Annotated in this window: 22 protein-coding genes; all 22 read left to right on the forward strand. The window is 66.7% G+C overall.

Annotated elements, in window-relative coordinates; translation table 11 throughout:
• Positions 1–312 precede the first annotated feature (312 nt).
• The 22 genes from mraZ to nrdR all read left to right on the forward strand — a co-directional run bounded on the left by mraZ (position 313) and on the right by nrdR (position 26,174).
• A complete protein-coding gene (gene mraZ / locus IIE29_RS07780; RefSeq protein ID WP_135809778.1) occupies positions 313–744 on the forward strand; it encodes a division/cell wall cluster transcriptional repressor MraZ in 432 nt (143 codons plus the stop codon).
• 166 nt (positions 745–910) lie between these two features.
• Positions 911–1,873, forward strand: coding sequence for a 16S rRNA (cytosine(1402)-N(4))-methyltransferase RsmH (gene rsmH, locus IIE29_RS07785; RefSeq protein WP_209324680.1), 963 nt, complete (start codon positions 911–913; stop codon positions 1,871–1,873).
• Positions 1,870–2,436 carry a cell division protein FtsL gene (ftsL, locus tag IIE29_RS07790; RefSeq protein WP_209324681.1) on the forward strand — a complete coding sequence of 189 codons (567 nt, stop codon included), beginning with the start codon at positions 1,870–1,872 and terminating at the stop codon, positions 2,434–2,436. Before rsmH ends, ftsL begins: the two co-directional genes overlap by 4 nt.
• A gap of 81 nt (positions 2,437–2,517) precedes the next feature.
• Positions 2,518–4,299: a peptidoglycan D,D-transpeptidase FtsI family protein gene (locus IIE29_RS07795; protein ID WP_246475822.1), complete on the forward strand. Its 1,782-nt coding sequence runs from the start codon at positions 2,518–2,520 to the stop codon at positions 4,297–4,299.
• Entirely contained in the window at positions 4,299–5,882 is a 1,584-nt protein-coding gene (locus IIE29_RS07800) for a UDP-N-acetylmuramoyl-L-alanyl-D-glutamate--2,6-diaminopimelate ligase (protein WP_246475823.1), read from the forward strand. Before IIE29_RS07795 ends, IIE29_RS07800 begins: the two co-directional genes overlap by 1 nt.
• 1 nt (position 5,883) lies before the next feature.
• Positions 5,884–7,350: a UDP-N-acetylmuramoyl-tripeptide--D-alanyl-D-alanine ligase gene (locus IIE29_RS07805; protein WP_209324683.1), complete on the forward strand. Its 1,467-nt coding sequence runs from the start codon at positions 5,884–5,886 to the stop codon at positions 7,348–7,350.
• Positions 7,347–8,435: a phospho-N-acetylmuramoyl-pentapeptide-transferase gene (gene mraY / locus IIE29_RS07810; protein ID WP_209324684.1), complete on the forward strand. Its 1,089-nt coding sequence runs from the start codon at positions 7,347–7,349 to the stop codon at positions 8,433–8,435. Before IIE29_RS07805 ends, mraY begins: the two co-directional genes overlap by 4 nt.
• Positions 8,407–9,951: a UDP-N-acetylmuramoyl-L-alanine--D-glutamate ligase gene (gene murD, locus IIE29_RS07815; protein WP_209324685.1), complete on the forward strand. Its 1,545-nt coding sequence runs from the start codon at positions 8,407–8,409 to the stop codon at positions 9,949–9,951. Before mraY ends, murD begins: the two co-directional genes overlap by 29 nt.
• Before the next feature lies 1 nt (position 9,952).
• Positions 9,953–11,491, forward strand: coding sequence for a putative lipid II flippase FtsW (gene ftsW / locus IIE29_RS07820; protein ID WP_209324686.1), 1,539 nt, complete (start codon positions 9,953–9,955; stop codon positions 11,489–11,491).
• 1 nt (position 11,492) lies between these two features.
• Positions 11,493–12,593 (forward strand): UDP-N-acetylglucosamine--N-acetylmuramyl-(pentapeptide) pyrophosphoryl-undecaprenol N-acetylglucosamine transferase, encoded by a 1,101-nt coding sequence (locus IIE29_RS07825; protein WP_209324687.1) that lies wholly within the window; start codon positions 11,493–11,495, stop codon positions 12,591–12,593.
• Between the two features lie 2 nt (positions 12,594–12,595).
• A complete protein-coding gene (gene murC / locus IIE29_RS07830) occupies positions 12,596–13,996 on the forward strand; it encodes a UDP-N-acetylmuramate--L-alanine ligase (RefSeq protein WP_209324688.1) in 1,401 nt (466 codons plus the stop codon).
• Positions 13,997–14,001: 5 nt separating this feature from the next.
• Positions 14,002–14,757 carry a cell division protein FtsQ/DivIB gene (locus IIE29_RS07835; RefSeq protein WP_209324689.1) on the forward strand — a complete coding sequence of 252 codons (756 nt, stop codon included), beginning with the start codon at positions 14,002–14,004 and terminating at the stop codon, positions 14,755–14,757.
• Between the two features lie 217 nt (positions 14,758–14,974).
• On the forward strand, positions 14,975–16,162 hold the full coding sequence (ftsZ, locus tag IIE29_RS07840) for a cell division protein FtsZ (RefSeq protein ID WP_209324690.1): 1,188 nt from the start codon (positions 14,975–14,977) through the stop codon (positions 16,160–16,162).
• A gap of 1 nt (position 16,163) precedes the next feature.
• Positions 16,164–16,922, forward strand: coding sequence for a peptidoglycan editing factor PgeF (gene pgeF / locus IIE29_RS07845; RefSeq protein WP_209324691.1), 759 nt, complete (start codon positions 16,164–16,166; stop codon positions 16,920–16,922).
• Between the two features lie 77 nt (positions 16,923–16,999).
• Positions 17,000–17,518: a cell division protein SepF gene (locus tag IIE29_RS07850; protein WP_209324692.1), complete on the forward strand. Its 519-nt coding sequence runs from the start codon at positions 17,000–17,002 to the stop codon at positions 17,516–17,518.
• A 94-nt stretch (positions 17,519–17,612) separates the two neighbouring features.
• Positions 17,613–17,912, forward strand: a complete 300-nt coding sequence (locus IIE29_RS07855) for a YggT family protein (protein WP_209324693.1) — start codon at positions 17,613–17,615, stop codon at positions 17,910–17,912.
• 298 nt (positions 17,913–18,210) lie between these two features.
• On the forward strand, positions 18,211–19,032 hold the full coding sequence (locus IIE29_RS07860; RefSeq protein ID WP_209324694.1) for a DivIVA domain-containing protein: 822 nt from the start codon (positions 18,211–18,213) through the stop codon (positions 19,030–19,032).
• Between the two features lie 145 nt (positions 19,033–19,177).
• Entirely contained in the window at positions 19,178–19,714 is a 537-nt protein-coding gene (locus tag IIE29_RS07865; protein WP_209324695.1) for a signal peptidase II, read from the forward strand.
• Positions 19,707–20,630, forward strand: a complete 924-nt coding sequence (locus IIE29_RS07870) for an RluA family pseudouridine synthase (RefSeq protein ID WP_209324696.1) — start codon at positions 19,707–19,709, stop codon at positions 20,628–20,630. Before IIE29_RS07865 ends, IIE29_RS07870 begins: the two co-directional genes overlap by 8 nt.
• A gap of 167 nt (positions 20,631–20,797) precedes the next feature.
• Positions 20,798–24,307, forward strand: a complete 3,510-nt coding sequence (dnaE, locus tag IIE29_RS07875) for a DNA polymerase III subunit alpha (RefSeq protein WP_246475841.1) — start codon at positions 20,798–20,800, stop codon at positions 24,305–24,307.
• A 65-nt stretch (positions 24,308–24,372) separates the two neighbouring features.
• The gene (hisD, locus tag IIE29_RS07880) at positions 24,373–25,674 is read left to right on the forward strand and encodes a histidinol dehydrogenase (protein ID WP_209324697.1); all 1,302 of its coding nucleotides are present in this window, start codon (positions 24,373–24,375) and stop codon (positions 25,672–25,674) included.
• 2 nt (positions 25,675–25,676) lie between these two features.
• Positions 25,677–26,174 carry a transcriptional regulator NrdR gene (nrdR, locus tag IIE29_RS07885; RefSeq protein WP_209324698.1) on the forward strand — a complete coding sequence of 166 codons (498 nt, stop codon included), beginning with the start codon at positions 25,677–25,679 and terminating at the stop codon, positions 26,172–26,174.
• The last annotated feature ends 45 nt before the right edge of the window (positions 26,175–26,219 follow it).

A 26,219-nucleotide genomic window follows, 5' to 3' on the forward strand; every position in this document is an offset into this window, starting at 1 on the left:
CTCCACTTTCCTCCCCACTTCGCTCCACCTCGGTGGGGGAGAGCGGCGGGATCCGCGCCATCTTGCGGATCCCGACCCCCTCAGCCCTTCCCCGTCGAGGGTGTCCGCCCACCGTATTGACCCTCGTCCGGAGTTCCGGAGGAGCCGTTGCGACGCACCGACACGAAAAAATCCCCACTTTCCTCCACGTACCTGACCTGGGAAAACGTGGAAGTTTGCACACCGATGGGGTAAAACGCTGGAATACGTGGAGGGAAGTGGAGTACTGTGGTTGCTATCGGAGCCGATGGGTTTCGAAAGGGGTGAGACGACATGTTCTTGGGCACTCATATGCAGAAGCTCGATGACAAGGGTCGGCTCATCCTGCCCGCAAAGTTCCGCGAGGAGCTGTCGCCCGGACTCGTCCTCACTCGTGGCCAGGAGAACTGCCTCACCCTGTTCCCCACCACGGAGTTCGAAGCCGAGCACGAGCGAATCCAGAACGCGCCGAAGACGAATAAGGAAGCCCGCGATTACCAGCGTGTGTTCCTGTCGGCGGCATTTGCGGACCAACCGGACAAACAGGGGCGCATCACGGTCCCGAACATATTGCGGCAGTACGCATCACTGACACGGGAAGTCGCAGTGATCGGCATGGGCAACCGAGTCGAGATCTGGGACGCACCGACCTGGGAGGACTACCTCGTCGGCGCTCAGCAGGCCTTCGCCGAACGCGAGGAGGAGGTGATCCCCGGAGTGATCTGATTCTGCTCGGGTTTGATCCTTGCCCGCCGCGCTCGAGTTTCGGGGAACTTCCCCGTTTCCGAAGCTCGGACGTCCTGACACACTTCCCCGGTGCCAGGGCCGCGGCGGACAAGGTTCTGGCTCCAGCAGCGCACCCCATGACCACCCACGCACGAAGGAACCACGCATGACAGCTCAGCACGTACCGGTGCTCCTCGAGCGCGTGGTCGAACTCATCGGCGTCGGCGTGGAAGCCGCCCGGGCGGCCGGACTCACCCCCGTGGTCGTCGACGGCACCCTGGGCATGGGCGGCCACGCAGAGGCTGTCCTCAGCGCTTTCGACGATGTCCACCTCGTCGGCATCGACCGCGACCTCCAGGCCATCGAGATCGCCGCCGAGCGACTGGCGCCCTTCGCCGATCGCACCGACATCGTCCACGCCGTCGACGACGAGCTGCCCGAGATCCTCGAGGACCTCGGCATCGATTCCATCAGCGCGATCCTGCTCGACCTCGGCGTGTCCTCGCTGCAGCTGGACGAGGACGACCGCGGTTTCTCCTACGCCCGGCCCGCGCCGCTGGACATGCGCATGGACCGGACTCAGGAGCTCACCGCCGCCGAGGTGCTCGCCACCTACTCCGAGGCCGAGCTGCGCCGCATCCTGCGTGACTACGGCGAAGAGAAGCTGGCGGGGAAGATCGCGAAGATCATCGTCAGCGACCGCGAGCACACCCCGTGGAAGACCTCCGACCAGCTCGCGGCCATGCTCGGCCGAGTGATCCCGCAGACGAAGAAGAAGTCCCACCCCGCCAAACGCACCTTCCAGGCCCTGCGCATCGAGGTCAACGACGAACTCGGCGTGCTGCGCACAGCGCTGCCGGCCGCACTCGAAGCACTGCACATCGGGGGAGTGGCGGTCATCGAGTCCTATCAGTCGCTCGAGGACACGATCGTGAAGAAGACCTTCCGGTCAGCCACCACCTCCTCGGCGCCGCCGGACCTTCCGGTGGTCCCCGAAGAGCACCAGCCCTGGCTGGTCGAGATCATCCGCGGGGCCGAGATGGCCGATTCGGACGAAGCAGAGAACAATCCGCGGGCGGCGAGCGTCCGCCTGCGGGCCGTGCAGAAGATCAGGGAGGCACGATCGTGAGGAATTCCCAGGCGACCGCGAGTCAGACCCACTTCACCGAACGCTTCCGCCGGCTCGAGGAGACCGGCGGCGCTCCGAGCACGCCGAAGCTGCGCCTGCTCAAGTTCGAACTGCCGAAGTCGCGCCTGCCATTCTCGCTCATGTGCGTGGCGATCCTCGTGGCCACCCTCGTGGCCGTGCTGCTGCTCAACATCTTCGTGTCCCACACGTCCTACAAAGTCGACCAGCTGACGTCCGAGAAAGAGGCGCTGGCCGAGCAGAAGGACCGCCTCGTCGAGGACAATTCGTACCGGGAGTCCCCGCAGAACATCGCCGTCGCCGCCGAAGAGCTCGGCCTCGTCCGCGACTCATCGCCGGAGTTCCTCGATGCGAAGACCGGCGAGATCATCGACGCGCCGGGAATCGACGTCTCCGGTGAGAAAGAGCCCACAGTCGTGCCCGGGCCGCGCGCCGATACACGAGAAGACCTGCGGCCCAATCTACGATCGGATGAGAAGCTCCCGGTCGTCGGGGGCAGCCCGAGCAACGACGTTGCGGCTCCGAGCCAGGAGTCCCCGAAGTAGTTCGAGCTCACCGGGAACAGGGAACGGCCTGATCGCCCGCGGAACCATTCGCCGACAGAGCTAAGGACCAAGGACAGTGCAATGGGCCCAGCCAAGATCCGACTGAAGAAGAAGCGCACAGGCACCGGGCCGAACCTGCGCCTGCGGATGGGCATCATCGCCGCGCTGTCGATCCTCGCCCTCCTCATCACCTCCGTGCGGCTCGTGTCCATTCAGGGCATGGACTCGATGAAGCTCGCCGAGAAGGCTCTGTCCAATCGCCTCGTCACCCGCACCCTGCCGGCCGACCGCGGACAGATCGTGGCCTCCGACGGCACCGTGCTCGCCGACAGCGTCTCCCGCTATCAGCTCGTCGTCGATCAGCAGAACGTCGCCCAGTACGAGGTCGACGGCAAGCTCGTCGGCGCCTGGGGCGCGGCCGAGGCGCTGGCGAAGCCGCTCAACACCGACCCGGGCCTGCTCTACCCGAAACTCGTCGGCGACAAACGCTGGAACCCCGTGGCCAAAGGGCTGACCTCCGAGACCTGGCGTGCGGTGGAGAAGCTCGACGTCCTCGGCGTCTCCGCCGAAGAGTACGCGGTGCGCTCCTATCCCGCCGGCGGAGTCGCCGGCAACCTCGTCGGCTTCCTCAGCTCCGACGGCACCGCTCAGGCTGGCCTCGAGATGGCCTATGACGACGAACTGTCCGGCACCGACGGACAGCAGCAGTACGAGCGCGGCGCCCGCGGCGAGATCATCCCGCTCGGCGACAACAACATCAAGGACGCCGTCGACGGAAAAGGGCTGCAGACGACCATCGACCCGGACCTGCAGTACTACGCGCAGCAGGCCATCGAGGAGCAGCGCCAGAAGCACAAGGCCGAATCCGCCTCGATCGTGATCAAGGAGGTCGATTCCGGTCGGATCCTCACCGCCGCCGACGCCCCCACGGTCGACCCGAACTCACCGGGCAAGGTCGACGGGGACGATCGCGGCTCCCGGATCTTCACCGATATGTTCGAACCCGGATCGACTGCGAAGATGGTCACCGCGGCCGCTCTGCTCGACCAGGGCCTCGTCACCCCGGAGCAGGAATTCACAGTGCCCGACAAGTGGAAGGCGCCGAACGGCGAGGAGTTCCGCGACTCCCATGACCACCCCGACGAGAAGCTCACCTTCGCCGGCATCCTCGCGCAGTCGTCCAACACCGGCACGATCCTCGCCGGCCAGAAGCTCAGCGAGGCCCAGCGCTACGAATACATGAAGAAGTTCGGCTTCGGCTCCACCTCGGGCATCGGCTTTCCGGCCGAGACCGGAGGCATCCTCCACCCGTACAAGGATTGGGACGGGCGCACTAAGTACACAGTGATGTTCGGCCAAGGTGTGGCCGCGAACGCGCTGCAGACCACCGACGTCATCGCGACCATCGCGAACGGGGGAGTGCACGTGCCCTCCAGGCTGGTCGACGGCATGATCTCACCGAACGGCCAGACCCTCTCGACCCCTCCGGGAGAGACGCAGCGGGTCGTGAGCGAGAAGGCCGCCGACCAGACGCTGCGGATGCTCGAGGGCGTCGTCGCCGAAGGCACCGGCAAGTCCGCCCAGGTCTCCGGCTACCGGGTGGCCGGCAAGACCGGTACGGCACAGGCACCCGCCGCCGAGGGCGGAGGCTATGACGGCTACACGGCCTCCTTCGTGGGCGTGCTGCCGGCCGAGGACCCGCAGCTGGCGATCTCCGTGACTTTGCAGAGGCCCAGAAAGGGCTACTACGGTGGACAGGCCGCAGCCCCCGTGTTCTCCGATGTCGCGGGCTTCGCGATGCGGCACCTGAAGATCCCCCCGTCGACTGAGAAGCCCGACCTGCCTGCTCGAGAATGGAAATGATGCGTCTTTCACAGCTGCTGCCGATCGCTCCCGGCACCCTCCACGGCGATCCCGACACGGAGGTCACGGGAGTCTCCCACGACTCGCGCGCGGTCTCACCCGGTCAGCTCTACGCTGCGCTGCCGGGAGCGAACGTGCACGGTGCGAAATTCGCCCCCCAGCTCATCCGCTCCGGCGTCGACGCGGTCCTCACCGACGCCGCCGGCTGGGACCTCATCACCGAGGCCCTGTCCGGCAGCGAGGAGGACCGGACCCGGCTGGCCGAAATGTCCGCGCTCATCGTCGAAGCACCGCGCGCGGTGCTCGGGTTCGTCTCGGCCGCCGTCTACGGCACGACTTCGGTGCCCGAACTCATCGGCGTCACCGGCACGAACGGGAAGACGACGACGACCTACCTCGCCGACGGGATGCTCGCGGCTCTCGGCCATCGCACCGCCGTCATCGGCACTGTGGCCATCCTCATCGCCGGAGACACCGTGCCGAGCGTGCGGACCACGCCCGAGGCCCCCGAGCTGCACGCCCTGTTTCAGAAGATGCGGGCTGCCGAAGTCGACACCTGCTCGATGGAGGTCTCCTCGCATGCGCTGAGCCAGCACCGGGTCGACGGAGCCCGCTTCTCGGTCGCCGGCTTCACCAACCTGTCCCAGGACCACCTCGACTTCCACAACACGATGGAAGAGTACTTCGAGGCCAAGGCACAGCTGTTCACCCGCACCTTCTCCGACCGCGCAGTCATCGTCGTCGAAGACGAGTGGGGTGAGCGGATGGTCGCGGCCGCGCAGGTGCCGGTGCGCACGCTCGGCCGGGACGAGCGCAGCCAGTGGCGCATCGAGCACACACCGGGACAGGCGGAGTTCACGCTCCACCTCGGCGCTCCGGGCGAGGACACGACCGCGGTCCGGCTCCGCTCGCCGCTGCCGGGCGACTTCAACGTCACGAACACCGCCCTGGCCGCAGCCATGCTCATCGAATCCGGTGTCAGTCCTGCGGAGATCGACGCCATCGGCGCAAGCTTCGCGGCCACGGTCCCCGGCCGGATGGAGATCATCGACGTGTCCGGCCCGCGCGCGCTCGAACAGTCCCACCCCGAACTCCTGCCGCGGGCCATCGTCGACTATTCGCACACTCCCGACGCGATCGCGAAGGCGCTGGCGACTCTCCACGCCGACAGCGAGGAGCTCGTCATCGTCTTCGGCGCCGGCGGTGACCGCGATCGGGGCAAGCGGTTCGGCATGGGACAGGCGGCGGCGCGCGAGGCGGATGTGATCGTTCTCACCGACGACAATCCCCGCACCGAGGATCCTGCCGCGATCCGTGCGGCGATCAGGGAAGGCATCGACGCCGAGATCGCAGATGGACGCGCGCGTGTGAAAAAGATCATCGAGGTCCCCGATCGGGGGCGCGCCATCGACGAGGCGATCGCCTTCGCGGACCCGTCATCCACCGTGATCATCGCGGGCAAGGGGCATGAAACCGGCCAGACGGTCGGCACCACCGTGACCGACTTCGACGACCGGGCGAGGACACGCTCGGCGCTGTCCATGCGGCTGGGCGGCGAACAACCAGGTAAAGTTCACAGATGATATGAAGCGACTGACTGCAGCCGAGATCGCAACCGCCCTGAACGGTGAGTTGTACGGCATCGACCCCGAGACCCCTCTGACCGCCGGTGTGGTGACCGATTCGAGAGAAGTCGGACCCGGCGACATCTACATTGCCCGCCGAGGCGAGAGCTTCGACGGCATCGAATTCGCCGCGGCCGCCATCGAGGCGGGTGCGGCACTCGTCATCGGCGAATCCGTCCCCACCGTCGACGACGAAGCCCTGCCCACCGTCGTCGTGGCCGATGCCACCGAGGCGCTGGGCCAGCTGGCCAAACACAGCATCGAGGGCCTGCGCTCCGATGGTGAACTCACCGTCATCGCGATCACCGGCTCCGTGGGCAAGACCACCGTCAAGGACCTCGCCGCCGACCTGCTGGCGGGCGCAGCCGAGACGGTGTGGCCGCCGAACTCCTACAACAACGAAGTCGGCGTGCCGCTGACCGCGCTGCGAGCCGGGGAGTCCACTCGCTTCCTCGTCCTCGAGATGGGGGCCCGCTCCATCGGCAACCTCGCTTACCTGACGAGCCTGATCCGACCCGACATCGCCGTCGAGCTCGCCGTCGGCACCGCCCACTCCGGTGTGTTCGGCTCGATCGAGAACACGGCCCGGGCCAAGGCCGAACTCGTCGAATCGCTGACGGCCGGCTCGACCGCGATCCTCAACGCTGATGACTCCCGTGTGGCCGGAATGCGCGAGGTGCTCGCTCCCGAGGTCGAGACCCTGTGGTTCTCCCAGCGCGAATCGCTGCCGGAATGGGTGGGCGAGGACGATGCGGTGGTCCGCAGCACCGCGATGACCACGGACGCCTCCGGCCATCCGACCTTCACCTTGACCCTGCCCGGGGAGGAACCGCAGGAGGTGCGCCTGGCGCTGATCGGCGAACACCACGTCGGCAACGCCCTGGCCGCGGCCGCCATCGCCCACGCCTGCGGCGTCGGGACCAAATCGATCGTGACCACGCTGTCGACCTCCTCGGCTGCCAGTCGGTGGCGGATGGAGCTCATCGACTCGCCCTCGGGCGTGACCGTGCTCAACGACGCCTACAATGCGAACCCCGAATCCATGCGCGCCTCTCTGAAGACCCTGGCCTCGATGGGCCGCGGGGACGAGGAGAGCCGTCCGCGCCGCACCTTCGCCGTGCTCGGCGAGATGCTCGAACTCGGCGAGGAGTCCGTGGCCGCGCATTCGGCGATCGGCGAACTCGTGGTCCGCCTCAACATCACCCGCACCATCGTCGTAGGCGAAGGCGCGAAGCCGATCTTCAACGCCGCGAACCTCGAAGGCTCCTGGGGCAACGAGGCGACCTGGGTCGCCACCGCCGCCGAAGCGAAGGATCTGCTGGGCGCGGAACTCGCGCCCGGAGACATCGTCCTGTTCAAATCCTCGCGAGACGCCGGTCTGCGCTACCTCGGGGATGAAATCGCCGGTGTATCGGGGGCCCAATGATCGCCGTACTGCTCGCAGCCTGCCTGGCTCTCATCCTGGCGCTGGTCGGCACTCCGCTGTTCATCCGCGTGCTCGTCAAGCAGGGATACGGCCAGTTCGTCCGTGACGACGGTCCGACCTCGCACGCCACGAAGCGCGGCACCCCGACCATGGGCGGAGTCGTCATCATCGGCGCCGCCGTGCTCGCCTACCTCCTCGGGCACCTGTTCACCGGCTCGGTGCCCACGGCCTCGGGACTGCTCGTGCTGTGGCTGGCCGGGGGGCTCGGCGTCGTCGGTTTCCTCGACGACTTCATCAAGATCAAGAAGCAGCGGTCACTGGGTCTGCGGCCGGTGCCCAAACTCATCGGCCAGGGCTTCGTCGGAATCTCGTTCGCGGTGCTCGCACTGCAGTTCCCGAATTCCTTCGGCGAGACCCCGGCCTCGACGAAGATCTCGTTCATCCGGGACACGAACCTCGACCTCGCCTTCGGTTCGGCGCTGCTCGGGCTCATCCTGTTCGTCATCTGGGCGAACCTCATCGTCACAGCGGTCTCGAACGCGGTCAACCTCACCGACGGCCTCGACGGACTCGCCGCCGGCGCCTCGGTGGTCGTGTTCGCCGCCTACGTCGTCATCGGCACCTGGCAGTCGACCCAGAACTGCAACCTCATGTCCGAGGCCACGAACGCCTGCTACTACATGCGCGACCCCCGTGACCTCGCCATGGTCGCCGGAGCCATGGCGGCCGCCTGCTTCGGCTTCCTGTGGTTCAACACCTCGCCCGCGAAGATCTTCATGGGCGATACCGGCTCACTGGCGCTCGGCGGAGCCTTCGCGGGGCTGGCGATCATGTCGCGCACCGAACTGCTCCTCATCGTCCTCGGCGGGCTCTTCGTCCTCATCACCCTGTCGGTGATCATCCAGGTCGCTTCCTTCAAGACCACCGGCAAACGTGTGTTCAGGATGGCGCCGCTGCAACACCACTTCGAGCTCAAGGGCTGGGCGGAAGTGACGATCGTGGTCAGGTTCTGGATCATCGCCGCGCTCTTCGTCATCGCCGGCATCTGCCTCTTCTATGCCGAATGGGTGTCCCGAGTTGGCTGAGAACCGTCCCACCGACGCCGAGATCCCGGCCGTGCTCAGCGGGCCGAGCTCCTCCCTGGACAGCCTGCGCATCCTGGTCACGGGGCTGGGAGTCACGGGTTTCCCCGCGGCCGTCCACCTCGGCGAACGCGGAGCCGATGTCATCGTCATCGACGGCGACGCCACCTCGGACGTCAGCGAGAAGACGCAGATCCTCGAGGTCTTCGATGTCGACATCCGCCGCGGCCCCGAACACGTCGAGGCACTGCCCGAGGGACGGATCGACCTCGTCGTGACCTCACCGGGATGGCGTCCGGACCAGCCGGTCCTCGCCGCGGCCGCCGCAGCCGGCGTCCCGGTCATCGGGGAGGTCGAACTCGCCTGGCGGATCCGCGGAACCAACGACGCGAAATGGCTGGCGATCACCGGCACCAACGGCAAGACGACGACCACGACGATGCTCGAATCGATGCTGATCGCGGCCGGGCTCAACGCCAAGGCCTGCGGCAACATCGGCACCCCTCTGCTCGAAGCCGTGCTCGAACCCGGACTCGAGGTGCTCGCGATCGAGCTCTCGAGCTTCCAGCTGCACTGGCAGGAGTCGATGAGCGCCGACGCCGCGGCCGTGCTCAACATCGCCCCCGACCATCTCGACTGGCACGGCAGCGCCGAGGCCTATGCTGCCGACAAGGCGAAGATCTATCACAACGCCAAACTCGCCTGCGTCTACAACTGCGCCGATGAGGCGACCCTGCATATGGTCGAGGATGCCGACGTCATCGAGGGAGCCAAGGCCATCGGCTTCACCACCGGGGTGCCCCGTCCCGGCGAACTCGGCGTCGTCGAGGACCTGCTCGTCGATCGGGCATTCATCCCGCAGCGCTACTCCTCGGCCGCGGAGCTCGCCGCCGTCTCCGACGTCGCGATCGCCACGGGCGTCGAGGGCAGCGAACCCGCCGTCCATCAGGTGGCCAACGCTCTGGCCGCGGCCTGCCTCGCCCGGGCCATCGACGTGCCGGGCCAGGCGATCTCCGCGGGACTGCGCAAGCATTCGCTCGGCGCCCATCGCATGGTCACCGTGGCCGAGGCCGACGGGATCCGCTGGGTGGATGACTCGAAGGCGACGAACACTCATGCCGCCGATGCATCCCTGGCCAGCTTCGACAGGATCATCTGGATCGCCGGCGGACTGCCCAAGGGAGCCGACTTCACCTCGCTGTTCAACGACCACGGCGATCGGATCAAGGCACTGGTGCTCATCGGCGCAGACGATTCGGCTTTCCGTGAGGCGATCGCCGCGACCGTGCCCGACCTCGAGGTGATCCGGATCGAACCGGCCCTGGCCGTCGACTCCGGCGTCCCCAAGCGCCGCGGCGAGGCCGTGGCCGCAGCCGCCGTGGCCGCGGCCGCTGACTGCGCCGAGGCCGGCGACACCGTGCTGCTGGCCCCGGCGGCGGCGAGCATGGACCAGTTCCTCAACTACAACACGCGCGGCGAGCTGTTCGCCGAGGCCGTCCACAACCGCCTGGGGCGCTGAGATGGGCCGGCAGACCACCGCGAAGGCGGATGAACGCCGCCGCCGGAAGACAGCGAAGAAGTCCAAGGCGACTTCTGCGCCCGGTGCGACGAAGACGGCCGGAGCGAAGACGGCTGCCTCCCGCGGATCTGCCGCCGCGACGACCACGGCCACGAAGACGGCCACGGCCACGGCCACGAAGACGGCCACGGCCACGAAGACGACCACGGCCACGAAGCCGGGCGCGAAGAAGCCCGCCGGGAAGAAGCCCGCTGCGAGCAGACCGACCGCTGCGAAGGAGCGAGGCGCGAGGAACGCCTCGGTCCTCAGGCACGCCTGGACGACTCTGCGGGAGGACTTCGCCCGTGTCTCCGCCTATCCGCTGACGACCTACTACCTCATCCTCGTCTCGGTGCTCGCACTGACCGGCCTGGGACTGGTCATGGTGCTCTCGGCATCCTCGATCACCTCCTACGACGGAGGAGAGGGCTCCTCCTTCGCCTACTTCAACAAGCAGGCGATGTTCGCCGGGGTCGGCATCGCGCTCATGTTCGCGGCCAGCCTCATGCCGCTGGTCGTGTGGCGGAGCATCGCATGGTGGGCGATGCTCGGCGGCATCGTCCTGCAGGCCTGCGTCTTCGTTCCCGGTTTCGGGAAGTCCACCAAGGGCAATGCGAACTGGATCGGCTTCGGCGGCTTCCAGATCCAGCCCTCCGAATTCCTCAAGGTCGCCCTGGCCCTGTGGCTCGGCCTCATCCTCGCCCAGAAGTTCGGCAAGATGACGACCTTCGGCCACGCCATGATCCCTGTCGTGCCCGGTGTGCTCGTCGCCGTCGGGCTCGTCGTCGGCGGCAATGACCTCGGCACCGGCCTCGTCCTCATGGCCATGGCCGTCGTCTGCCTGTTCATCGGCGGCTTCCCGACTAAGTACTTCTTTCTGCTGGGCAGCATCCTGACCGCCGCCGTCGTGTTCTTCGTCCTCAGCTCCGAGAACCGGCTCAAGCGCATCCAGGCCATGCTCACCGGTCATGCCGACCAGTCCGCGGCCGACACCATGGGGCAGGCCTGGCAGTCCAACCACGGACTGTTCTCCTTGGCCTCCGGCGGCTGGCTCGGAGTCGGACTCGGCGCCAGCCGGGAGAAATGGTCCTGGCTTCCCGAAGCCCACAACGACTTCATCTTCGCGATCATCGGCGAAGAGCTCGGCCTCATCGGCAGCCTCATCGTCGTCTTCGTCTTCGGCGTTCTCGGCTACGGGATGATCCGTGTGGTCATGCGATCGCAGAACCTCATGGTCCAGGTCGCCACCGCCGGCTACTTCGCCCTGCTCATCGGACAGGCCGCCATCAACATCGGCGTCGTGACCGGGCTGCTGCCGGTGATCGGGCTGCCCCTGCCCTTCGTGTCCTACGGCGGTTCGTCGATCATCGCCTCGCTGCTGGCCGTCGGTGTGCTGCTGTCGTTCGCCCGCAGCGAACCGGGCGCCGAGGCGGCCATCGCCGTCCACCGGGATCGCCTGCGATCCTCGTTCGCCGTGCTTGCCCGCAAGAGAAGGAAATGAGATGACGAGTATCCTCCTGGCCGGCGGAGGCACCACCGGCCATATCTCGCCGATGCTGGCGATCGGTCGCCGGCTGCGCGAGAAGCACCCGGACTGGGACATCGTGGCGCTCGGCACCGCCGACGGCCTCGAAGCCGAAATCGTGCCGCGAGCAGGGTTCGAACTGCTCACCATCGACAAGGTGCCCATGCCTCGGACGATCAGCCCCGCACTGCTCAAGTTCCCCGGCCGCTTCGCCGCCAACGTCTCCGAGGTCAAGAGGATCATCTCCGCCCGGAACGTCGCGGCCGTCGTCGGCGTCGGGGGCTATGTCTGCCCGCCGGCGTTCCTCGCCGCCAGACAGGCGAAGATCCCGCTCATCGTCCACGAAGCGAACGCGAAGCCGGGAATGGCCAACCGCCTCGGCGCGATGCTCACCACGGACGGGCGGGTCGGCATCACCTTCCCCGATACGAAGCTGCGCGGCTCCACCCTCGTCGGCATGCCCATGCCGAGTGAGATCACCGGACTCGATCGCGGCGACGAAGCACAGCGGGCGGACTTCCGAGCCGACCTCGGTCTGCGCGATGACCGCCCGGTCCTCGTCGTCACCGGCGGGTCCTCGGGCGCCCAGAAGATCAACGAGGCCTTCCTCGACTCCGCAGCCCGCTGTCAGGAGAAGGGAGTGCAGGTCCTCCACATCACCGGCGCCGGCAAGGGCGAGGCCCTGCGTGAAGCCACCCGGGAGCTGCCGGACTACCACGTCGTCGACTATGTCGACGGCATGCACCGGGCCTATGCCGTGGCCGATCTGCTCGTCGCCCGCTCGGGAGCGGCCACGGTCTCCGAGGCCACTGTCGCGGGCGTCCCGGCAGTCTATGTGCCCCTGGCCATCGGCAACGGCGAACAGCGGCTGAATGCGGCAGGAAGCGTCCGAGCCGGCGCCTCGCTCATGGTCGACAACTCCGACTTCTCCCGGACCACCGTCGAGGAGACGATCCTGCCGCTCGTCACCGACCGGGCGCGGCTGGGGCAGATGAGCCGCGCCGCCCTCGCCCTGAACTATCCCACCGACGCCGCGGCCAGAATGGCCGCAATCGTCACTCGCGCGCTGGAAGGCTGAACATGACCGCTGCGAACATCGTCCCCGTAGGCGAACTCGGCACCGTCCACTTCATCGGCATCGGCGGTTCGGGCATGTCCGGAATCGCCCGGATCATGGTGATGAACGGAGTCACGGTCTCGGGCTCGGACGCGAAGGAGTCCTCCGCCGTCGAGGTGCTCAGGACCTTGGGCGCCAGGGTCACGATCGGACACTCTGCCGACAACCTCGGCGATGCCGACACCCTCGTCATCTCCTCGGCCATCCGCAAGGACAACCCCGAGCTCGTCGAGGCGCAGCGTCGCGGACTGCGCATCCTCCACCGTTCGGGAGCGCTGGCCTCGCTCATGGTCGACCGCCGAGCCGTGGCAGTGGCCGGCACGCACGGCAAGACCACGACCACCTCGATGGCCACCGTGGCCCTGCAGGCCTGCGGCCTCGACCCTTCCTTCGTCATCGGGGGAGTGCTGTCGACGACGGGCACGAATGCGCATTCGGGCACCGGTGACGTCTTCGTCGCCGAGGCGGACGAGTCCGACGGCTCCTTCCTCCTCTACGAACCGGCAGTCGGAATACTGACGAACGTCGAGGCCGATCACCTCGACCACTACGGCACACCCGAGAAGGTGCGCGAGGCGTTCATCGAATTCTGCAGCGGCATCCAGTCCCGCGGCGGCACGATCATCGCCTGCGCCGACGATCCCGGCTCCCACGACGTGGCCGCGCACGCCCGCTCCCAAGGCGCCGAGGTCGTTCTCTACGGCACCGGCCCCGACGCCGATATCGTCCTGCGCGACCTCGACTCCGGCGTCGGCTCGCGCTTCGTCCTCGACCTGCCCGGCCGCGATGAGCCGCTGCAGGTCGAGCTGCGGCAGCCGGGGCTGCACAATGCGCTCAATGCCACCGCCTCGATCGCCGTCGCGCACAGCCTCGGCGCCGATGTCGAACGCGCCGCCCAGGGACTGTCCGGCTACGGGGGCACACGGCGCCGGTTCGAGGAGCGCGGCATCGCCGCCGGCGTGCGCGTCATCGACGACTACGCCCACCACCCGACCGAGCTGCGGGCCGTGCTGGGCGCCGCACGCGGAATGGTCACCGATCAGGGGCGCGTGTGGGCGATCTTCCAACCCCACCTGTATTCGCGGACGATGGAGTTCCGGGAGGAATTCGGGCAGGCACTGGGGCTGGCCGACGAGGTCGTCGTCCTCGACGTCTTCCCGGCCCGCGAGGACCCGGTGCCCGGAGTCACCGGAGCACTCATCGCCGACCGAGTCCCGCACGATCATGTCACCTTCGAAGAGTCCTTCGCCGAGGCCGTCCCGTTCGTCGCCGAACGCGTTCGACCCGGTGACCTCGTGCTCACGCTCGGAGCCGGGGACGTGACGATCCTCGGACCCGAGCTGCTGAGCGCACTGGAGCGCTGAGAGCGATGGCGCCGCTTCCCCCAGCCCGCACCGGCGACGACTCCACCGCCGACCTCACCGGAGTCATCCGCGCCCGCCGGAGGCAGCTGTGGCGCCCCCGGCTCATCGGGCTCGGCATCGTCGCGGCCCTCATCGCACTCGCGCCCGTCGCCTGGTTCTCACCGCTGCTGGCACTGCAGAAGGTGACCGTGACCGGAGGCGAACTCGTCGACCACGACAAGGTGAGCAGCTTCGTCCTCGACTCCGAGCGCGGGACCCCGCTGCCGCAGGTCCGGCCGGGCACGGTCGAGGAGTCCGTCCTCGAGGAGTTCCCGAAAGCCGCCGAGGCCGCCGTCCACTACTCCGGCCCGCGGACACTGAAGATCGAGATCACCGACCGGACTCCCGTGCTCGCGATCGACGGCTCTGCCGGCTACCGGCTCTATGACGCCCACGCTGTCGATCTCGGCGTGGTCGACAAGGCGCCGAAGAACTTGACCGTGCTCGGCGGCTCGGGCGGAGAGCCCGACCGGGAGACCGTGGCCGCGGTGGTCCGCTTCATGGGCAGTCTGCGCCCCGAACTGCGCAAGCAGCTGACGACGATCGAGGCGAAGGATCCGATGAGCCTGCAGGGCCGACTCGACACGGGCAAGCACCAGGCCACGGTCGTGTTCGGGGACGCGAGCGACCCGAGCCTCAAGGTGCGGACAGCGGCTCAGCTCGCCGCAGCCGGGCGCACGGAGATCGACGTGTCCGTGCCGTCGGTGCCCGTGACGAACTGAGTCGGCGAGCAGGGTCCGCGCCCTCCTCCGCGCCCGTCGCCGCCGAATGCCCGCGTTTGGCTCCGACACACCGAGTCTGAAGTTTGGCCGAAGTCCGACACTCCGGGGAGAATGGTTGCAGTGCTGTTGCGTGGCCCAATAGCCTCAAGGCAGAGAACACAGACCGAATGCGCACGCAGACCTTGCGTGGCTGAAGCGCTTGAGACGAGGAACCGACTTGGCTGAATTCCCACAATCCGGAGCGGATATCAAGGTTGCCGGAACCGGCGGCGGCGGTGTCAACGCTGTTCAGAGGATGATCGACGTCGGCCTGCGCGGCGTGGAGTTCATCGCAATCAACACCGACGCCCAGGCGCTGGTCCTCTCCGACGCCGATGTCAAGCTCGAGATCGGTCGCGACCAGACCCGCGGACTCGGCGCCGGAGCCGATCCCGAGATCGGTCGCAAAGCCGCGGACTCTTCGGAAGAGGCCATCCGCGACGCCCTCGAAGGCGCCGATATGGTCTTCGTCACCGCAGGTGAGGGCGGCGGGACCGGAACCGGTGCAGCCCCCGTGGTCGCCCGTGTCGCCCGGTCGCTCGGCGCTCTGACCATCGGTGTCGTCACCCGCCCGTTCACCTTCGAAGGACGACGCCGCTCCGCGCAGGCCGAAGCCGGCATCGCCGCCCTGCGCGAAGAGGTCGACACCCTCATCGTCATCCCCAATGACCGACTGCTCTCGATCTCCGACCGCAGCGTCTCCGTCGTCGAGGCCTTCCGCTCGGCCGACGAGGTGCTGCGCTCCGGTGTGCAGGGCATCACGGACCTCATCTCGGTGCCCGGCCTGATCAACCTCGACTTCGCCGACGTCAAGTCGGTCATGCAGGACGCGGGCACCGCGCTCATGGGCATCGGCGCCGCCACCGGCGACGACCGCGCCGTGCAGGCGGCGGAGTCGGCCATCGCCTCACCGCTGCTGGAAGCCAGCATCGACGGCGCCCACGGTGTCCTCTTCTGCATCACCGGCGGCGGCGACCTCGGCCTGTTCGAGGTCAACGAGGCGGCCCGTCTCGTCCAGGAAGCCGCCCACCCCGAGGCGAACATCATCTTCGGCGCCGTCATCGACGACAACATCGGCGACGAATGCCGCGTGACCGTCATCGCCGCCGGCTTCGACAACATCTCGCCGAATGCAGAGACGGCCGGAGTCGAGCCGATCCCGGCAGCGGTCCCCGCCGCGGCGAGCGAGAGGGAACCCGAGATCGAACCCGCCATGGCCTCGGAGTCCGAGACCGAGGACGCCGAAGCCAGCGAGTCCGCGGCCCCGCGCCGCAGCGAGGAGCATCAGATTCCGGCGACACTGCCGAACGAGCGCAGCACCTCGAACTTCGACAGCGACCTCGATATCCCGGACTTCCTCAAGTAATATGCTGCGCTCGAGGTTCGTCATCCCCGGCAGGCGGACCGCCCACGTCGCCTTCACGGATCGACACGGCGGGTACTCGAGCGGGGACTTCGCCTCGTTCAACCTCGCCCGCCATGTCGGCGACGATGACGAACTCGTTGCGGCCAACCGTGCATCCCTCGCTCAGGTCCTGAGCCTGAGCGGGGAGCGGCTGGCCTTCGTGTCCCAGGTCCACGGCACCGCAGTGAGAACGATCGACGACGAGACCGAACTGCCTCCGCTCCCCGTCGAAGCCGATGCACAGATGACGCGGCTGTCGGGTATCGGTCTCACGATCATGGTCGCCGACTGCACTCCCGTCATGCTCGCCGACCCCGAGGCCGGGATCATCGCCGCCGTCCACGCGGGCAGGCAGGGCATGGCGGCCGGCGTCGTCCAGGGCACCATCGCCCAGATGCGACAGGCCGGGGCGGAGAAGCTCCATGCGGTGATCGGGCCCTCGGTCTGCCCGCGCTGCTACGAAGTCTCCGCCGAGCTGCGCAGCGAAATCGCGGCGATCGAACCGACGGCCGCCTCGGTGTCGGTGTCGGGCACGCCCGCGCTCGACGTCGCCGGCGCCGTCGCCGAACAGCTGAGCCGCGAGGGAGTGATCATCGATCACTTCTCACGGACCTGCACGAAGGAATCCGAGGATCTGTTCTCCTACCGCAGGCAGCGCAGAACGGGTCGGTTCGCCGGCATCATCTGGCTGCAGGAAGAAAAGACCACGACACACCCATAGGACTCACCCGCCCGCACACTCGCGTGCGATAGTTTGGGCGACAGGTGAGCAAGTGCCGAAGGCCGAGGAGCTAAGACATGTCAGCAATCAAGAAGACGCTGGAATACCTGGGTTTCGTCGAAGAGGAGGACGAGACCGTCGACCGTACCGACCGTCGCGAACCCACCTATCGTGAGCGTGAGGTCGTCGAGCCCTATGACGAGGTCGAACAGTATGAAGAGCCCGAACCGGCAGAGGATCGGTCGCCGGCCCCGGTGACGCCGATCCACCCGTCACCGATTCGTCCCGTAGACACCCCGGCTCCAGGAACCTCAATGAATCGCATCAGGACCATCCACCCCCGCAGCTACAATGACGCCATGGTCATCGGCTCCGCCTTCCGTGAGGGCACTCCGGTGATCATGAACCTCTCGGAGATGGACGAGAACAACTCGAAGCGCCTCGTCGACTTCTCCGCTGGTCTGATCTTCGGTCTGCACGGTTCGATCGAACGCGTGACGAACAAGGTCTTCCTGCTCACTCCCGAGAACATCGAGGTCTCGGGCGAGAACGAGGCCGACTCGGACACGCAGGCCAGCTTCTTCAACCAGAGCTGAACGAGTCGGGAATTCCTCTCAACTCCTCCTCAGCTCGAGCCGTTAGGCTGGGGCGTCGACACTCAAGCAGCAACGAAAGGCGCGGGGGAACCACGTGGCCATCATCTTCTACATCCTCGGCACGGCGCTGAGCCTCTATGTCTACGTACTCCTGGCCCGCGTCGTCCTCGACCTCGTCCAAGTCTTCTCGCGCGACTGGAAGCCGGCCGGTTTCTTCCTCGTTCTCGCGGAGATCGTGTATACGCTCACCGATCCGCCGCTGAAGCTGCTGCGCAAGGTGATCCCGCCGCTGCGCCTGGGCCAGGTGTCGCTCGACCTCGGGTTCATCGTCCTGCTCATCGGCATCCAGATCATCGCGTCGGTGTTCTTCAACCTCTCCCACGCCTCGGCCTGAGGCACGCACCCGGTCGTACTTCCCGTGGCGTCGATGCCGTGGTGAGTCTCCACCAGGGTCGGCGGAGGCCTGCCAGAGCGGCAGTTCGGTGAATATCAGGGGTGCAGACGGGTGAATGCAGTCACGGAATTGGCTGTCGGGGTCCGCGGCTTGTTAGCCTCAGGATGGAAAATATCGTTATCGAATGCGTGACACGCCATTACTGCGGGACAGAACTGCAGGTGTTACGCTAATGTGACGTTGAAGCCGTCCTTCCGGGCGGCAGCGTAATGATTGTAGATCGACCGAAGGTGACCTCATGGCGCTCACGCCTGAAGACGTAGTAAACAAGCGGTTCCAGCATGTGAAGTTCCGCGACGGGTACGACCAGGACGAAGTCGACGATTTCCTCGACGAGGTCGTCGTTGAGATCCGCCGTCTCTACCAGGAGAACGACGAGCTGCGTCAGAAGCTCTCCACCGCCGAACAGCGTGTGAAGGAACTCGAAGCCGGCGGTGCTTCCGCCGCACCGGCGGAGGACGCCGACGCTACTCAGGCGATGCCGGCCGCCGTGCCCGCTCCCGAGGAGCAGGCCGAGGCTCCGGCGGTGACGGAAACACAGGAACCTGCCGCTCCGGCACCGGTCGACGACACTCAGGCCTCCGCTCCGGTGGTCAAGGAAGCCGCTCCGGCTCCGCAGGAGGGCCCCGCTTCGAGCTCTGCCGCGCCTGCCATGGCCGCGGGAGCTGCCGGTGGCGCAGCAGGCGTCGGACTCGGTGCAGCCGGCGGCGACGGGGACGCTCATGGTCTCATCGCTCTGGCTCAGCGCGTCCACGACGAGCACGTGGCCGAAGGTGAGCGCAAGCGCGACGAACTCATCAAGGGCGCCGAGCAGGAAGCTGCCGACATCGTCGGCAAGGCCGAGTCCAAGCGGGACGAGACCCTGTCGACTCTCGAATCGCAGAAGTCGACGCTCGAACGGTCGATCGATCAGCTCTCGAACTTCGAGCGCCAGTACCGCACCCGTCTCAAGAGCTACCTCAACGATCAGCTGCGTGACCTCGAGAACTCCACGAGCCTGGCTCCGGAGACCCTCGACGGAAACAACCCGCTGGGCGGATCGTCGAATCACAAGCTCTGATCCGATACCGGCGACGACCGAGGTCCGGGGACTCCTGCGAGTCCCCGGACCTCCGTCATGTGCGCACCCCGCGGACGCCCCAGTGACAGGCACGACCGGCCGTCCCCGGACGCCAGAGCGCGGACGGTGGGCTAGAATGATCCGAATGAACGATCCTGCCTCACGGGTGAAGAGACCTCGCGCCGCCATGCTGGCTCTGCTGTTCGGAATCGCGACGTTCGTGCTCGTGATCGATCAGTTCACGAAGTTCCTCGCCGTGGGCCTGCTCGAGGATCGTCCGCCGGTGCCCGTCATCGGCTCGCTGGCCGGCTTCACCTTCTACCGCAACCCCGGCGCCGCCCTCGGCCTCGGTTCGAATGTGACCTGGGTCTTCCCGCTCATCGCCGTCGCGGTATTCATCGCCATCCTCGTGCTGTCGCGCAAACTCGCCTCAACCGCCTGGGCCACCGGTCTCGGCCTCCTTCTGGGCGGGCTCTTCGGCAACCTCGTCGATCGTCTGTTCCGCGAACCGGCCTTCCTGCACGGCGCCGTCGTCGACTTCATCGATCTGTCGCTGTTCATCTGCAATGTTGCGGATATCGCGATCTCCGCCGCTGCAGTCACGCTCGTCGTCGCCAGTCTCAAGGGCATCGAGATCGACGGATCGGACTCCACACGTGTGAAAGAGGACTCCCATGACTGAACGCTCAATCCTGGTCCCGGAAGGGCTCGAAGGCCAGCGCGTCGACGCTGCGATGTCGAAGCTGCTGGGGCTCTCCCGCACCGCCGCCGCCGATATCTGCGCAGACGGGGGAGTGCAGATGTCCGGGCGTCCGGTCATCAAATCCGATCGCGTCATCGCCGGCGAACGGCTCGACATCATGATGCCCGAGTCGCAGCGGCCCTTGGAAGTCGTCGCGGATCCGGTGCCGGGAATGAAGATCGTCCACGACGAGGACGCCTTCGTCGTCGTCGACAAGCCCGTCGGGGTGGCCGCTCATCCCGCCCTCGGCTGGTCCGGGCGCACCGTCGTCGGGGGACTCGCCGCGGCCGGTTTCCGGATCGCCACCTCCGGCGCCCCCGAACGCCAGGGCATCGTGCAGCGCCTCGACGTCGGCACCTCCGGGCTGATGGTCGTGGCGAAGAGCGAATACGCCTACAGTGTGCTCAAACGGGCGTTCAAGGAACGCACCGTCGAGAAGACCTATCACGCGCTCGTCCAGGGGCTGCCCGATCCCGTGCTCGGCACCATCGACGCCCCGATCGCCCGGCACCCGAAGCACGACGGCCTCTATGCCGTGCGCACGGGCGGAAAGAACGCGATCACCCACTACGAGGTGATCGAAGCCCATCGTCGTGCCGCTCTCGTCGAGGTCCATCTCGAAACCGGCCGTACGCATCAGATCCGGGTCCACTTCTCTGCGACCAAGCATCCGTGCGTGGGCGATCTGCCCTATGGGGCCGATCCCGTGCTCGCCAAGGAGCTCGGACTCGAACGGCAGTGGCTGCATGCTGTGAAGCTCGGATTCCAGCATCCCGACACGCACAAATGGGTCGAATTCGAAAGCGGCTACCCGGATGATCTGCAGACGGCGATCGACCGCATCCGGCCGCACTGAGGCACGAGTGTCTGCGGTCGGCGAGGTGCCGCAGGGAACACTCCTCCGGGCGGTCCGGACCAGCTGGGATGGACTAAGCTGGGGGCGCAACACAGGCCAGATCAGGAAGGCGGCTGCCAGTGCCGAACGAGGACTTCGTCCACCTCCACGTCCACACCGAATACTCCATGCTCGACGGTGCGGCCCGCCTCGGAGATCTCATGGCGGCGACGAAGGCCTCGGGCATGTCCGCGATCGCCACGACCGACCACGGCTACCTCTTCGGCGCGTTCGACTTCTGGTCGCAGGCGACCGCGGCAGGCATCAAACCCATCATCGGGGTCGAAGCCTATGTCACTCCGGGCACGGACCGGCGCGACAAGACGAGAGTGAAATGGCGCACCGACGAATCGCAGAAGCGCGACGATCTCTCCGGCGGCGGTCTGTACACCCACATGACACTGCTCTCGCGGAACAACACAGGCATGCGCAACCTGTTCAAGGCCTCCTCGTACGCTTCGTTGGACTCCGTGACCTCGAAATGGCCCCGCCTCGACCAGGACCTGCTCGAGACCTACTCCGACGGGCTCATCGCCACCACCGGCTGCCCCTCGGGTGAGATCCAGGTCCGTCTGCGCCTGGGGCAGTACGAAGAGGCGCGTGCGGCAGCCGGGAAGTACCGCGAGATCTTCGGCAAGGACAACTACTACGTCGAGCTCATGGACCACGGTCTGTCCATCGAGAAGCGCGTGACCAAGGACCTCATCCGTCTGTCGAAGGAGATGGACATTCCGTTGGTCGCCACCAACGACCTGCACTACACGCACGAATCCGATGCGAAGGCGCACGAGGCGCTGCTGGCCATCCAGTCCGGCTCCAAACTCATCGAACCCACCTATGATCAGGGCGGGTCGCGCTTCGCCTTCTCGGGATCCGGCTACTACCTGAAGTCTCCGGCAGAGATGCGCGCTCTGTTCAGGGAATTCCCCGAGGCCTGTGACAACACGCTCGAGATCGCGGAGAAATGCGAGGTGTCCTTCGACACCGAGGCGAACTACATGCCGAAGTTCCCCTGCCCGCCCGGTGAGGACGAGACCTCCTGGCTGATCAAGGAAGTCGCGAAGGGACTCGACTACCGGTATCCCGACGGCGTGCCCGAGGACGTGCGGCGACAGGCCGACTACGAACTCGACATCATCATCTCGATGGGCTTCCCCGGCTACTTCCTCGTCGTCGCCGACTTCATCAACTGGTCGAAGGACAACGGCATCCGCGTCGGACCCGGCCGAGGCTCGGGTGCGGGCTCCATGGTCGCCTACGCCATGCGCATCACCGACCTCGACCCGCTCCAGCACGGACTCTTCTTCGAGCGCTTCCTCAACCCGGACCGCGTGTCCATGCCCGACTTCGACGTCGACTTCGATGATCGTCGCCGCGGCGAGGTCATCGAGTATGTGACCGAGAAGTACGGCGACGAACGCGTGGCCATGATCGTCACCTACGGCACGATCAAGACGAAGATGGCGCTCAAGGACTCGGCGCGCGTGCTCGGCAAGCCGTTCTCCATGGGCGAGAGGCTGACGAAAGCGCTGCCGCCGGCCGAGATGGCCAAGGACATTCCGCTCAAGGACATCGAGGATCCGGAAGCCAAGCGGTTCAAGGAAGCCGGCGAGTTCCGCGAACTCGTCGACACCGATCCCGAGGCGCGGGAGACCTTCGAGACCGCGAAGGGACTCGAAGGACTGAAACGCCAATGGGGCGTCCACGCCGCCGGCGTCATCATGTCCTCGGACCCGATCATCGACGTCATCCCGATCATGCGTCGGTTCCAGGACGGCCAGGTCATCACCCAGTTCGACTATCCGACGTCCGAGGGCCTCGGACTGATCAAGATGGACTTCCTGGGTCTGCGGAACCTCACGATCATCTCCGACGCCGTCGAGAACATCAAGGCCAACCGGGACTACGACCTCGACCTCGAGCATCTCTCGCTCGATGACCCGGCCGCCTATGAGCTGCTCACCCGCGGTGACACCCTCGGCGTGTTCCAGCTCGACGGCGGCGGACTGCGTGCCCTGCTGCGGATGATGAAGCCCGACAACTTCGAGGATATCTCCGCGACGCTGGCCCTCTACCGTCCCGGTCCGATGGGCGCTGACTCGCATACGAACTACGCCCTGCGCAAGAACGGTCTGCAGGAAGTCACCCCGATCCACCCGGAGCTCGAGGAGCCGCTCAAGGACATCCTCGACACCACCTTCGGCCTCATCATCTACCAGGAGCAGGTGATGGCGATCGCGCAGAAGGTCGCCGGCTACTCTCTCGGACAAGCCGATATCCTCCGTCGCGCCATGGGCAAGAAGAAGAAGGCCGAGCTGGACAAACAGCAGGTCGGGTTCTTCAGCGGGATGAAGGAGCGCGGCTACTCGGAGGCCGCCGCCCAGGCCCTGTGGGACATCCTGCTCCCGTTCTCCGACTATGCGTTCAACAAGGCCCACTCGGCCGCCTACGGGGTCGTGTCCTATTGGACCGCCTTTCTCAAGGCCCACTACACGGCCGAGTACATGGCCGCACTGCTGACCTCGGTCGGTGACAACAAGGATAAGCTCGCGATCTACCTCAACGAATGCCGTCGCCTGGGCATCACCGTGCTGCCGCCGGACGTCAACGACTCCGCGCTGCACTTCACCCCGGTCGGCACGGACATCCGCTTCGGCATGGGCGCGGTGCGCAATGTCGGCTCCCATGTGGTCGAAGGCATCGTCGAGGCGCGGGGCGAGAAGGGTGCCTACACCTCGTTCACCGACTTCCTCGACAAGGTGCCCAGCCACGTGTGCAACAAGCGCACGATCGAATCCCTCATCAAGGCCGGCGGCTTCGACTCCCTCGGACACAGCCGCCGCTCGCTCGTCGAAGTCCACGAGGAGGCCGTGGACTCGGTCATCGGGGTCAAACGCCAGGAGGCCAACGGCCAGTTCGACCTGTTCGCCGGGTTCGGCGGGGGAGACGACTCGCCGAGCTTCTCCGTCGCCATCCCCGACCGTCCGGAGTGGGAGAAGAAGGAGAAGCTCGCCTTCGAGCGCGACATGATCGGGCTCTATGTCTCCGATCATCCCCTCAACGGGCTCGAAGGCGTGCTGGCCGCCGAATCCGAGGCCTCCATCGCCGAGGTCGTCGACCCCGAATCGCACCGGCACGACGGATCGCAGATCAAGGTCTGCGGAATGATCACGCAGGTCATGCGCAAGGTGTCGAAGAACTCCGGGCGTCCCTATGCGATCGTCACCCTCGAGGACCTCGAGGCCGAGATCGAAGTGATGTTCTTCGGCGACACCTACGAACCCGTGGCGAGCCTGCTGGCGACCGACCTCGTGATCTCGCTGACCGGACGGATCCGGACATCGGACGACCGCCCGACGTCGCTGATGGCGATGTCGATGACGATTCCCGATGTCACCGATCCCAACGATCGGCCGCTGAATCTCATGATGCCCATGGAGAAGGCGACCGAGGAGATGGCGACCAAGCTCAAACGGATCCTCGAATCCAACAAGGGCCAGACCGACGTGCACCTGACCCTGTCCCAACCGGGACGGCAGACGGTGATGCGACTCGACCGCTCGATCCGCGTGGATCCGAATCCGAGCCTGTACGGAGACCTCAAGGCCCTGCTCGGTTCTCGCTGCCTCAGCGGCTGAGGCGCGCCCGGTCCGAAGCTTGGGCCGGGGGAGCCGGAGTGACGGACGGCGACTAGAATGGCTCCGTGAACATTCTGGACTTCCGTGGCGAGAACCTGAACAAGCGATTCCTGGCGCAGCGGCTTCCCCGAGCCGCCGAGGCCCATGCCGATATCGAACGCCGCGTGGCCGACCTGCTCGAGGATGTGGCGACCGATGGAACCGCTGCGGTCAAGGATCTCACCGAACGCTTCGACGGGGTGCGCCCCGAGTCGCTGCGCGTGCCGGAATCCGCGCTGGCCGCCGCCGAGGCAGAACTCGATCCTGCGGTCAAGGCCGCGCTCGTCGAGTCCATCGACCGTGCTCGGCAGGTCGCCGCCGATCAGCGTCCTGCGGATGTGCGCACCGAACTGGCCTCCGGCGCATTCGTGACCACCCGCCACCTGCCCGTCGAGCGGGTGGGGCTCTACGTCCCGGGCGGGCTCGCCGTCTATCCCTCGACGGTGATCATGAACGTGGTCCCCGCTCAGACCGCGGGGGCGAGCTCCCTGGCGATCGCCAGTCCTCCCCAGAGCAACGGGTTGCCGCACCCGACTGTCCTGGCCACCGCCCGCATCCTCGGTGTGGACGAAGTGTGGGCGATGGGCGGCGCCCAGGCCATCGGCGCCCTGGCCTACGGATTCGACGACGAGGAGGAGCTCGAACCCGTCGATCTCATCACCGGCCCGGGCAATGCGTATGTAGCCGCGGCGAAGTCCCTCGTCCGGTCCCGGGTCGGCATCGACGCGGTGGCCGGGCCGACGGAGATCATCATCCTCGCCGATGCTCAGGCGAATCCGCGCTTCGTCGCCGCCGACCTGATCAGCCAGGCCGAGCACGACGAACTGGCCGCCTCGGTGCTCGTCACCGACTCCGCGGAACTCGCCGCACAGGTCGATGCGGAACTCGCCGAACAGGTTCCACAGGCCGAGCACAGCGCGCGCATCGCCACGGCTCTGGCCGGACGGCAGTCGGCCATCGTCCTCGTTGACGACCTCGACGCCGGCGTCGCCGTCGTCAACGGCTATGCCGGCGAACACGTGGAGGTCCACACGGCCGATGCCGCCGCGGTGGCGCGAAGGATCACGAACGGGGGAGCCGTGTTCCTCGGCGACTGGGCTCCGGTCGCGCTCGGAGACTACTGCGCTGGGTCGAACCACGTGCTGCCGACCATGGGCACCGCCGCGCACGGTTCGGGCCTCGGCGTCCACTCATTCATCAAGGTCAGCCAGGTCATCGACTATGATCGTGAGGCCCTGGCCGCCGTCGCCGAGCACATCGATGCATTGGCCGCCAGCGAACAGCTCCCGGCACATGGCCGGGCCGTCGACATCAGGTTCGAGGAGTAGAGATGCGTTGTCCCTTCTGCCGTGAGTCCGATTCGCGGGTCGTCGACTCGAGGACCAGCGAAGACGGCGCCGCGATCCGCCGCCGGCGACAGTGCCGCCACTGCGGTCGCCGATTCACGACGATGGAGGCCACGAGCCTGTCGGTGATCAAACGCTCCGGTGTGACCGAGGAATTCTCTCGGCAGAAGATCATGTCGGGCGTGCGCAAGGCCTGCCAGGGGCGTCCGGTCAGCGACGACGATCTCGCGAAGCTGGCCCAGAGGGTCGAGGAGAACATCCGTTCGAAGGGCATCGCCGAGATCGATGCCGACGAGGTGGGGCTGTCGATCCTCGAACCGCTGCGCGAACTCGACCAGGTCGCCTACCTGCGCTTCGCCAGCGTCTATCAGGGCTTCGACTCACTCGAGGACTTCGAGGCCGCGATCGACTCCCTCCGGGCGGATGCGCTGCTGCAGGCAGGGCAGTCCAGGGAACCTCTGCCCGAGGACTTCGCCGACTGATCCTCCACCAGCTGATCACTGACTGGGAATGTCGAAAATTCCTCT

Source organism: Brevibacterium renqingii (assembly GCF_017808095.1).
GTDB classification, from domain to species: domain Bacteria; phylum Actinomycetota; class Actinomycetes; order Actinomycetales; family Brevibacteriaceae; genus Brevibacterium; species Brevibacterium renqingii.

What these genes read in the sequence shown, in the direction of transcription:
- mraZ (WP_135809778.1), top strand. Translation starts at nt 313, where the DNA reads ATGTTCTTGGGCACTCATATGCAGAAGCTCGATGACAAGGGTCGGCTC.
- rsmH (WP_209324680.1), top strand. Translation starts at nt 911, where the DNA reads ATGACAGCTCAGCACGTACCGGTGCTCCTCGAGCGCGTGGTCGAACTC.
- IIE29_RS07795 (WP_246475822.1), top strand. Translation starts at nt 2,518, where the DNA reads ATGGGCCCAGCCAAGATCCGACTGAAGAAGAAGCGCACAGGCACCGGG.
- IIE29_RS07800 (WP_246475823.1), top strand. Translation starts at nt 4,299, where the DNA reads ATGCGTCTTTCACAGCTGCTGCCGATCGCTCCCGGCACCCTCCACGGC.
- IIE29_RS07805 (WP_209324683.1), top strand. Translation starts at nt 5,884, where the DNA reads ATGAAGCGACTGACTGCAGCCGAGATCGCAACCGCCCTGAACGGTGAG.
- mraY (WP_209324684.1), top strand. Translation starts at nt 7,347, where the DNA reads ATGATCGCCGTACTGCTCGCAGCCTGCCTGGCTCTCATCCTGGCGCTG.
- murD (WP_209324685.1), top strand. Translation starts at nt 8,407, where the DNA reads ATGCCGAATGGGTGTCCCGAGTTGGCTGAGAACCGTCCCACCGACGCC.
- ftsW (WP_209324686.1), top strand. Translation starts at nt 9,953, where the DNA reads ATGGGCCGGCAGACCACCGCGAAGGCGGATGAACGCCGCCGCCGGAAG.
- IIE29_RS07825 (WP_209324687.1), top strand. Translation starts at nt 11,493, where the DNA reads ATGACGAGTATCCTCCTGGCCGGCGGAGGCACCACCGGCCATATCTCG.
- murC (WP_209324688.1), top strand. Translation starts at nt 12,596, where the DNA reads ATGACCGCTGCGAACATCGTCCCCGTAGGCGAACTCGGCACCGTCCAC.
- IIE29_RS07835 (WP_209324689.1), top strand. Translation starts at nt 14,002, where the DNA reads ATGGCGCCGCTTCCCCCAGCCCGCACCGGCGACGACTCCACCGCCGAC.
- pgeF (WP_209324691.1), top strand. Translation starts at nt 16,164, where the DNA reads ATGCTGCGCTCGAGGTTCGTCATCCCCGGCAGGCGGACCGCCCACGTC.
- IIE29_RS07850 (WP_209324692.1), top strand. Translation starts at nt 17,000, where the DNA reads ATGTCAGCAATCAAGAAGACGCTGGAATACCTGGGTTTCGTCGAAGAG.
- IIE29_RS07860 (WP_209324694.1), top strand. Translation starts at nt 18,211, where the DNA reads ATGGCGCTCACGCCTGAAGACGTAGTAAACAAGCGGTTCCAGCATGTG.
- IIE29_RS07865 (WP_209324695.1), top strand. Translation starts at nt 19,178, where the DNA reads ATGAACGATCCTGCCTCACGGGTGAAGAGACCTCGCGCCGCCATGCTG.
- IIE29_RS07870 (WP_209324696.1), top strand. Translation starts at nt 19,707, where the DNA reads ATGACTGAACGCTCAATCCTGGTCCCGGAAGGGCTCGAAGGCCAGCGC.
- dnaE (WP_246475841.1), top strand. Translation starts at nt 20,798, where the DNA reads ATGCTCGACGGTGCGGCCCGCCTCGGAGATCTCATGGCGGCGACGAAG.
- nrdR (WP_209324698.1), top strand. Translation starts at nt 25,677, where the DNA reads ATGCGTTGTCCCTTCTGCCGTGAGTCCGATTCGCGGGTCGTCGACTCG.